The organism is Ruegeria sp. CF5 (assembly GCF_056537325.1).
Genome location: NZ_JBQFRI010000012.1, coordinates 89,986 through 98,977, shown reverse-complemented (window position 1 = coordinate 98,977; position 8,992 = coordinate 89,986). Strand labels below are relative to the sequence as shown.

At 57.5% G+C, this 8,992-nt stretch carries 6 protein-coding genes and 2 pseudogenes; 1 reads left to right on the top strand and 7 read right to left on the bottom strand.

Annotation, left to right across the window (positions count from 1 at the left end):
- Nucleotides 1-987 precede the first annotated feature (987 nt).
- The 7 genes and pseudogenes from ACR0NW_RS21480 to ACR0NW_RS21450 form a co-directional block, all read right to left on the bottom strand.
- A complete protein-coding gene (locus ACR0NW_RS21480; protein WP_480452626.1) occupies nt 988-1,755 on the bottom strand; it encodes a slipin family protein in 768 nt (255 codons plus the stop codon).
- Entirely contained in the window at nt 1,755-3,185 is a 1,431-nt protein-coding gene (locus tag ACR0NW_RS21475) for an NfeD family protein (protein ID WP_480452627.1), read from the bottom strand. The genes ACR0NW_RS21480 and ACR0NW_RS21475 overlap by 1 nt, the downstream gene beginning before the upstream one ends.
- A 179-nt stretch (nt 3,186-3,364) precedes the next feature.
- Complete coding sequence (lpdA, locus tag ACR0NW_RS21470) at nt 3,365-4,723, bottom strand: dihydrolipoyl dehydrogenase (RefSeq protein ID WP_480452629.1); 1,359 nt, start codon at nt 4,721-4,723, stop codon at nt 3,365-3,367.
- Nucleotides 4,724-5,968 (bottom strand): dihydrolipoamide acetyltransferase family protein, encoded by a 1,245-nt coding sequence (locus tag ACR0NW_RS21465; RefSeq protein ID WP_480452630.1) that lies wholly within the window; start codon nt 5,966-5,968, stop codon nt 4,724-4,726.
- Nucleotides 5,969-5,971: 3 nt separating this feature from the next.
- The gene (locus tag ACR0NW_RS21460) at nt 5,972-6,985 is read right to left on the bottom strand and encodes an alpha-ketoacid dehydrogenase subunit beta (protein WP_480452632.1); all 1,014 of its coding nucleotides are present in this window, start codon (nt 6,983-6,985) and stop codon (nt 5,972-5,974) included.
- Nucleotides 6,986-6,987: 2 nt separating this feature from the next.
- A complete protein-coding gene (locus ACR0NW_RS21455) occupies nt 6,988-8,223 on the bottom strand; it encodes a thiamine pyrophosphate-dependent enzyme (protein ID WP_480452634.1) in 1,236 nt (411 codons plus the stop codon).
- A gap of 222 nt (nt 8,224-8,445) precedes the next feature.
- Nucleotides 8,446-8,612 (bottom strand): annotated as a pseudogene (locus ACR0NW_RS21450) (IS6 family transposase); the annotation flags it as partial.
- 94 nt (nt 8,613-8,706) lie between these two features.
- Between ACR0NW_RS21450 and repC the strand changes: the two are divergent.
- A pseudogene (gene repC, locus ACR0NW_RS21445) lies at nt 8,707-8,934 on the top strand (replication initiation protein RepC); the annotation flags it as partial.
- Between the last annotated feature and the right edge of the window lie 58 nt (nt 8,935-8,992).

Genomic DNA, 8,992 nt, shown 5'->3' with positions numbered 1-8,992 from the left:
AGGTCAATTCACGCCTGGACTCCGTCCGTTTCAGCAGTTCGCCGAACTGGTGGCGTAAACCGCCCACCAATTCCACTGATGCTCTGCCATCTAAAAGTTTGCGACAGAACCGATAAATTCAGGGGTTGTGTCGCAAACTTTGGGTTTAGGCTGCCGCAGATACGCAAAGTGTCACGCTCGATTTACTTCGCAACCGTTTTGAAGGTGCATATATCATTTCTGGAGACGACTTTTTGGGCTGATGGTTCGCGACGCGACTTCACAACTGCGGCTAAAAGACGGGGTTGATTTCGAACAGATCAATGGTGCCGACAATGCGGTTGCTCGGTAGAGCGCCCAAGACAACTCACTGTTCTTGAAGGAAGATGCCAACCTTGACAGCGAGATCGTCCATGCAGTCGATGAAGGTTCTGAGTTGAATTTCGTGGCAGATTATGGCCCTTTTCCTATTTGACGAAACAGCTGCTTGCGCTGGGTCGCAACGAGTGACCCGGTGCAAGCAGATTACGGGTTGAAAAGAAAAAAGTGGATTTCCGTCTGCATTGGTTTGTTAGATGGATTGCGCGATATCATCGAGTGGTCGTGCTCAATCAATACTATGACCGAGGCACTCGAAGCCCGGCGAAAGACGAACTAAAAGTACCGTTTTGAAGGTCGTTATTCATCAGGGTTTCCATAAATCTGAATCATCAACGCTGCAAAGAACGCTATCCAGGAACCAAAAGCCCTGAAAAATCGCACCCTGTTGAACTTTGGAAAGAAGCCTCGAAATGCTCTCAAGCCTTTGAGGGCTGCGCCGACAAACCACTGTTGATTAGTAACGAGTGTCCTTTGGCTTAATTCCGGGACGCAAAGGTGTGTAGTCCTACTCTCATACTCACGTAGTTGCTCAGGTCATCATAGAAGAAGTTTTCGGACATACGGACGACCTCGTTTCTATTTCTCTATTTAATGCAAAGAATCCGATCCACTTGCGAAACTCGCCGTTTATCCGTCTTTCTTTTGAGCTTTAGGCAGAAGATCGATGGGCAGCGGGAACACAATTGTCGTTGTACCGTCAGTGGCAATGTCATTGAGGGCGTTGAAGTAGCGTAGCTGCATGGAATTAGGCTGGGTCGCTAACAACTTGCCGGCCTCCACCAGTTTCGAAGCAGCCTGAAACTCACCCTGCGCATTGATGACCCGCGCCCGGCGTAGGCGTTCGGCCTCGGCCTGTTTGGCTATGGCGCGGACCATGCTTTCGTCGATATCCACATGCTTGATCTCGACATTCGCCACCTTTATGCCCCAAGCATCTGTCTGGCGGTCCAGTATCTCCTGGATATCGGCGTTGAGCTTGTCGCGTTCGGCCAGCATCTCGTCCAGTTCATGTTTGCCCAGAACCGAACGCAAAGTGGTCTGCGCCAATTGGCTGACGGCGGCGCGGAAATCGGCCACGTTGATGATGGCGCGCTGTGGATCCACGATGCGGAAATAGATCACCGCATTGACCTTGACCGAGACATTGTCGCGGCTGATCACGTCCTGACTGGGCACATCTTCTACGAACATACGCAGGTCGGTGCGCACAAACTGCTGCACCACCGGTATGATCAGGACAAAGCCCGGCCCCGAGACCCGCGTGAACCGCCCAAGCGTGAATAAGACCCCGCGCTCATATTCCCGAAAAATGTAAATCGCTGCCTGCAGGAACAGGATCACCAGTACCAGCGCGATCAGATAGGCGATCCACTCAAACTGGAATGTTTCCATCATCATACACCTCCGCTCGTTTCCGGTTTCTCCTTAATCGCCGCGCCGACTTGCAGCGTGAGACCGTCGATCCCCAGTACGCGTACGTCCTGTCCGGGCTGCAGGCCGGTTAAACCCTTGGCTTGCCATCGTTCACCCTCGACCCAGACGAATCCAGCACCACCGGACCAATCCATCACACGGGCCTGCGCCCCCAACATCCGGTTCGATCCTGACACCGGCGCACGGCGGTAGGTGTGGATCGTGTACCCCAGAAGTACAGCCAGGATCGACGCGCTGACCAGCGCCATTACACCGATCAGCCACCACGAGACGCGGTAGGCTTCGACATCCGTGTCCACAAGCATCGCGGCCCCCATTGAAAAGGCGATGATCCCGCCAAGCCCCAACACCCCTAAGCTTGGCGAAAAGGCTTCAGCTACCATAAACGCAATACCCAGCCCGATCAGCGCCAGCCCCGCATAGTCGAGCGGCAATTGATTAAGCGCATAAAGCCCCAGCGTCAGGCATATGGCCCCGACCACACCGGGAACGATCGCACCGGGGTTCCAGAACTCGAATATCAGGCCATAAACACCAAGCATCATCAGCACCAACGCCACGTTCGGGTTCGATAGAATGCTGAGAATCCGGGTGACCGTTCCCATCTCGATCCGTTCCACGGGCAGGCCAGAGACGTCCAGCGTTTTTCGGGTGTCGCCCATAACCACACTGCGCCCGTCCACGTCCCGCAACAGCGCAGTCAGGTCAGAAGCTATCAGGTCGATGACATTTAGCTTTAGGGCCTGGGCTGCCGACAAGCTCTCGGCCTGTCGCACTGCGCTTTCGGCCCAATCCGCATTGCGACCATGCATTTCCGCCAGACTGCGGATTTGGGCCGCCGCGTCATTGGTTGCTTTGGCCGACATGGCATCTTTTGGTGCCAACGGGTCCTTGGCCGCGTCCCCATTGGCTTCGCTGTCTTTGTCGCCGGGTTCTGGCGGAGGTTGTCCGGGCAAACCGCCTGGCATTCCACCAATCGCGACCGGGGTGGCTGCACCCAGATTTGTGCCCGGCGCCATTGCGGCGACGTGACTGGCGTACAGGATATAAGTGCCCGCGCTGGCTGCATGGGCGCCGGGCGGGGCGACATAGGTAATCACCGGAACTGATGACAGCAGTATCTCGGAAATGATTTCGCGCGTTGCGTCTGCCAGCCCTCCGGGCGTGTTGAGCTGCAATACGACCGCCGCAGTGGGTTGGTTCCTGGATTGTTCAAGCACACGGGCGATGTGACGCACGGTTGCCGGGCCGATTGGCCCTTCGATCACCGTGTGCAGCACCCGTGTTTCGGGTGCATCTGCCATATCAACCTGGCCGTTCAATCGGTCAGCCGACAGGAAGCTCAGGATGATCAGACAGAGGAGTTGTAGCCGTTGCTTTGCAATCTCCATGTTTGCTTCCCTGATGTATTAAGTAGCGCGATCCTCCGTGTGCTCAAATTGGGGGCCTGCAGACCCTTCAGTTGCCAGCGCCCTTGAATGGCAAATCCATGCCTTCAGGAACGGGCCAGATTTGTTACCTGTTAAATCGGCACGAGCGGACACATTGATCAATTTCAACCAGTGACAGATCAAATATGCAGTGCGTGGCCGAGCGCACGCAGACATGCCTCTTGCAGGCTTTCCGATCGCGTCGGGTGTGCGTGAATCGTGGCGCTGATATCTTCCAGGCAGGCCCCCATTTCTATGGCCATGGAAAAGGCTGCCGACAATTCTGAAACGCCCTCACCAACCGCCTGAATACCGACCACTGCATGATCGCTTTCGCGCCAGACAACGCGGATGAAGCCATCTTCGCGCACGGTCGTCATGGCGCGGCCATTGGCCTGAAACGGAAACAGGGTGGTTTTGGTACCTTCCATCTCATTCGGCAGTGCGCCACAGGTCACCACTTCGGGATCGGTAAAACAGACCGCTGGGATGGCGCGTTTGTCCCATTCGACGGAATGGTCCGCAATATGTTCGGCCACCATTTCGCCCTGCGCCATGGCGCGATGGGCCAGCATAGGTTCACCGGTTACATCGCCAATGGCATAGATGCCGCGCATCGAGGTCTGACAATACCTGTCGATCTTGACGAAGGGCCCATCCTGGGTCAGCGCCAGTTCCTCTATACCGATGCCAACGGTGCGCGGACGGCGGCCAACCGTCACCAGAACTTTCTCGGCCACAACTTCGCCCTGATCTGTCTGCAACCTGCTGTCATCAAAGCCCAGTGCCCTTGCGCCCGTCATGACGGTCACGCCTAAATCGCTCAGCCGTTCGGCCACCGGGCGGGTCAGGGCCGTATCGTAGAGCGGCAGGATGTGGTCTTCGGCTTCAACTACGGTGACTTTGGAACCCAGCTTGGCAAACACCGTTCCCAGTTCCAGCCCGATGTATCCCCCGCCGACAACCGCAAGACTATGCGGGGCTTCAGTCAGGGAGAGAGCGTCTGTCGAGGACAGGATCGGTCCACCGAAAGGCAATACCGGCAGTTCGACGGGGGCGGAACCTGACGCGATCACAATGTATTCGGCACTGATCGTATGCTCTGTGTCACCATGCCGGACCGAGACGGTTTTGCCGTCAAGGAACCGAGCGCTGCCACTGACGAACCGGACCCCTGCCTTTTTCATCAACCCCGATACGCCGGTGTTCAGCCGGTTTACGATGCCGTCTTTCCAGGCGACGGTTTTTGCCAGATCGATCTTTGGTTTGGCAACCAAAATGCCCAATGGCCCGTCGGAGGCGTGGGTGATCCTGTGGAGTTCGTCGGCTGCATGGATCAGCGCCTTGGAGGGGATACATCCCACGTTCAGGCAGGTGCCTCCGGGTTTGTTTTCGTCTACAATTACGGTGTCGATGCCCAGCTGCCCGGCCCGAATGGCGCAGACATAGCCTCCGGGGCCGGCTCCGATTATCAAAAGTTTGCACTCGATATCTGACATTTAACCCTCGACAAACAGCATGGCCGGGTTCTCCAGCAAAGATTTCAACTTCTGCACAAAGACCGCAGCGTCCCAGCCGTCGATCACCCGGTGGTCGAAAGAGCACGAGATATTCATCATCGTCCGCGGTTGAAATTGCTGCCCGTCCCACACCGGCCGGACCTGCATCTTGTTGATGCCGACAATGGCCAGTTCGGGATGGTTGATGATTGGTGTGGTTGCGATAGCTCCGAGCGGGCCAAGCGAGGTGATCGTGATCGTACCGCCGCTCAAGTCCTCACGCTTAATTGAGCCCTCGCGCGCGGACTCTGCCAGTCGCGCAATTTCGGTGGCGTTGTCCCAAAGGCTGGCCGCCTCGGCGTGATGCACCACAGGCACAATCAGACCATGCGGAGTTTGCGTGGCGATCCCGATATGCACACCGCCATAACGGTGGATCACCCCGGTTTCGTCGTCAAATCGGCCATTCAGTTCGGGCTGTTCCCGCACCGCCTCGACGATAGCGCGCATCAGGAAGGGAAGGAGGGTCAGCTTGGGGCGCTCGTCTTTGTACTTGGTGTTCAATGCGGCCCGCAGATCCTCAAGCGCGGACATCTCAACCTCTTCAACGATGGTGATGTGTGGGATTTGTCGGTTCGACACCGCCATTTTCTCGGCGATCTTGCGACGCATGCCCACCACGCGCACCGCTTCCACGCCGGTGTTCCGATCCCGTGTCACGGCACCCTGCCTGATATCGCCTGAGGCAATCCAGCTGTCGAGATCGGCGTGGCTGATCCGACCCGAGGGGCCAGACCCCGGTACCTGCCGCAGATCGACGCCCTCTTCCCGTGCGCGTGCCCGCACGGACGGCGAGGCCAACGGTTTGGTGCCGTTGCTGCGTTGCACTGGGGTAGAGGCCAGTTTCTGGGCCGGTTTGTCTACTGTTTCGGGTTCGCTTTCCAACACCTCGACCGGCTCCGCAGCCTTTGCCGGTTCGGGACGTTCGGTTTCATTGCCCTCACCTTCGACCTCGATTCGGATCAGCACCGCGCCGATGGGGATCATGTCACCGATCTCACCCCCCAGTTCCAATACCTTGCCAGAGACCGAAGATGGAACTTCGACTGTTGCCTTATCGGTCATGACGTCAGCAAGTACTTCGTCTTCCCGGACAATATCGCCCGTTTTGACATGCCACTCCGTTAATTCGGCCTGCGCGATACCTTCGCCAACATCAGGCAGTCGGATTGCAAACACGCCCATGGATCAATCCTCCATGACTTTTTTTAGCGCTTCGGCGACGCGCTTGGGGCCCGGGAAATACTCCCATTCCTGCGCATGCGGGTAGGGGGTGTCCCAGCCGGTAACGCGGATCATGGGTGCTTCGAGGTGGTAAAAACAGCTCTCCTGCACCAGAGACATCAACTCGGCCCCAAACCCCGACGTGCGTGTCGCCTCATGCACGATCACGCAGCGGCCGGTTTTCCTGACCGACATGGTGATCGCATCCAGATCCAGCGGGCTCAGCGTGCGCAAGTCTATAACTTCGGCGTCAATACCGGATTCTTCGGCGGCTGCCTGCGCAACATAAACCATTGTGCCATAGGCCAGCACTGTAACGTCCGTGCCTTCCCGACGGATTGCGGCCTTGCCCAGCGGCACGATCTCATCCCCGTCGGGCACATCCCCCAGCGGGTGGTCTTTCCAGCTGACAAGAGGTTTCTCATGGTGTCCGTCGAAGGGCCCGTTATAGAGCCGTTTGGGTTCTAGAAAGATGACCGGATCAGGATCGTCGATGGCGGCGAGCAAAAGTCCCTTTGCATCGGGGGGGTTGGACGGCATCGCCACCTTCAGACCTGATACATGGGTAAACAACCCTTCGGGGCTTTGGCTATGGGTCTGACCGCCGAAAATCCCGCCACCTGTGGGCATACGGATCACGATGGGGCAGGTGAAATCGCCGTTCGACCGGTGCCGCAGCCGCGCGGCCTCGGACACGATCTGGTCAAAGGCGGGGTAAACGTAGTCAGCGAATTGAATCTCAATTACCGGTTTCAGACCATAGGCGGCCATTCCAATGGCAGAGCCGACGATCCCGGCCTCGTTGATCGGCGCGTCAAAACAGCGGGAGGCCCCATATTTCGCCTGCAATCCGGCGGTGCAGCGGAACACGCCGCCAAAATAGCCGACATCTTCGCCAAAAACGACGACACGCTCGTCGGCTGCCATAGCAACGTCATGAGCTTCACGCACAGCCTCGATCATGGTCATCCGCGCCATAATCAGAACCCCGCTTCCTGACGCTGCCGGATCAGGTGGGGCGGCATGGTTTCGTAGACACCTTCAAACATGTCCCGCGGCGAGGGTTGTTTGCCGGAGGCGAGCGTTCCTACAGCCTCGGCCGTTTTCTGAGCCGCCATGACCTCGTCCAACACTTCGGCCTCGGCCTGCGCGTGACGCTCATCGCTCCATGCGCCGATGGTGATCAAATGCTGCTTTAGCCGCTCGATTGGGTCCCCCAGGGGCCACGCCGCAGCTTCGCGTCGGGAGCGGTAAGCCGCGGGGTCATCGCTGGTCGAATGCCCGCCCGCGCGGTAGGTCACATGTTCGATCAGGGTAGGCCCATGGCCACGGCGTGCTCGTTCGCAGGCCCATTTGGCGACAGCGTGCACCGCCAGATAGTCGTTTCCGTCGACCCGAACCGACGCGATTCCGAAACCGTGGCCGCGCGCGGCAAACGTGCCTACGCCGCCTCGGGCAATGCCCTGAAAGGTTGAAATTGCCCACTGGTTGTTGACGATATTCAGCACGACCGGTGCCTTGTAGGTCGACGCAAAAACCATTGCTGCATGGAAATCACTCTCGGCGGTCGAACCGTCCCCAATCCAGCCTGCGGCAATTCTTGTGTCCCCTGAAATCGCCGATGCCATGGCCCAGCCGACTGATTGCACGAATTGCGTACCGAGGTTGCCCGAGATCGAAAAAAACCCGTGTTCTTTTGAGGAATACATGATCGGCAATTGCCGTCCATGCAGGGGGTCTTCGGCATTCGAGAAAATCTGGTTCATCATCTTTACCATCGGATAGTCGCGGGCGATCAGCAGCCCCGCTTGCCGATAGGTCGGAAAATTCATGTCGCCGTGTTGCATGGCGCGGCTGAACGCGCAGGACACCGCCTCTTCCCCCAGATGTTGCATGTAAAAGCTGGTTTTGCCCTGCCGTTGCGCCGTTAGCATACGCGCATCAAAAGCCCGCAGGATGAGCATATGGCGCAGCCCTTCGAGAAGCTCCTCAGCGCTCAGCGCTCCGGCCCATTCACCGACCGCTTCACCTTCTTTGTTCAGGACCCGTACAATGGAAAAGGCCATATCGCGTATTTTGTCCGGGTCGACGTCCACGGGTGGGCGACCGACCGCTCCGGCACGGGGAATTTCGAAATCCGAGAAATCGGGCGTGTCGCCCGGACGACATCCCGGCTCAGGTACGTTCAGGGAAAGTGGGCGAACAACATCACTCATATTGCACCTTTCTGGCTTGCCGCGGCATTGGCGGAGCACTGGGTCGCAATTGCGTCGGCCGTGTCGGTTGACGCCCTGCCGCTGTTCGATTTGATGTCCAGTTACTTATGGTTACGCCCTGCCATGGGGTTCGCGCAATAGGCTATGGCGCAGGTTAGACTTTAGCGGGTTCTGTCGCAAAGTTTGGCACTGTTCAAAGCTAGCGCTCTGAGAGGGCGTCTTTTATCCATCAAACTCTGCAAATAGACGGAATCCGCTTGTTGAATATCCGAGCTGACCTTTGCGGATCATGTGCGACACTTCGATCCCTGCAAGCGTCGCCGTGACCGAGGCAATGGACTTGAAGCCAAGCATCGGGCGAGTTCATCTTTGATGAAACGATGCTCCTGCTATTTAGAGCATGCGCTACCAAAACGACACTTAGTCTGACAGATGGGAACAAAATTTGCGACAAAGCCCTTATGAGCGTCAATAGTCAAAAGTTTGCACCAGATTCTGGGGATCAGCCCGTCGGCATGGGAAGAAGCGCGAGAGCTGATGGGACCGGAATGCACCGCTGTGACGGTTGCCTGCATTTTGCAACGGTTCGGTGACATCAACAGCCCCGGTGGATATCTGCGGGCTCTGGCAGGCAAAGCGGCGCTCGGAGCGTTTTCGCCGGGGCCAATGGTGATGGCGCTTCTGAACGGAACACACCGGGAGGCGGCCTGAGATGCAGGCTCGAACATCCTCGGACCTGATCTTTTGCAAAAGGGAGCCCATTGAGCTT

What these genes read in the sequence shown, in the direction of transcription:
- ACR0NW_RS21455 (WP_480452634.1), bottom strand. Translation starts at nt 8,223, where the DNA reads ATGAGTGATGTTGTTCGCCCACTTTCCCTGAACGTACCTGAGCCGGGA.
- ACR0NW_RS21475 (WP_480452627.1), bottom strand. Translation starts at nt 3,185, where the DNA reads ATGGAGATTGCAAAGCAACGGCTACAACTCCTCTGTCTGATCATCCTG.
- ACR0NW_RS21465 (WP_480452630.1), bottom strand. Translation starts at nt 5,968, where the DNA reads ATGGGCGTGTTTGCAATCCGACTGCCTGATGTTGGCGAAGGTATCGCG.
- lpdA (WP_480452629.1), bottom strand. Translation starts at nt 4,723, where the DNA reads ATGTCAGATATCGAGTGCAAACTTTTGATAATCGGAGCCGGCCCCGGA.
- ACR0NW_RS21480 (WP_480452626.1), bottom strand. Translation starts at nt 1,755, where the DNA reads ATGATGGAAACATTCCAGTTTGAGTGGATCGCCTATCTGATCGCGCTG.
- ACR0NW_RS21460 (WP_480452632.1), bottom strand. Translation starts at nt 6,985, where the DNA reads ATGGCGCGGATGACCATGATCGAGGCTGTGCGTGAAGCTCATGACGTT.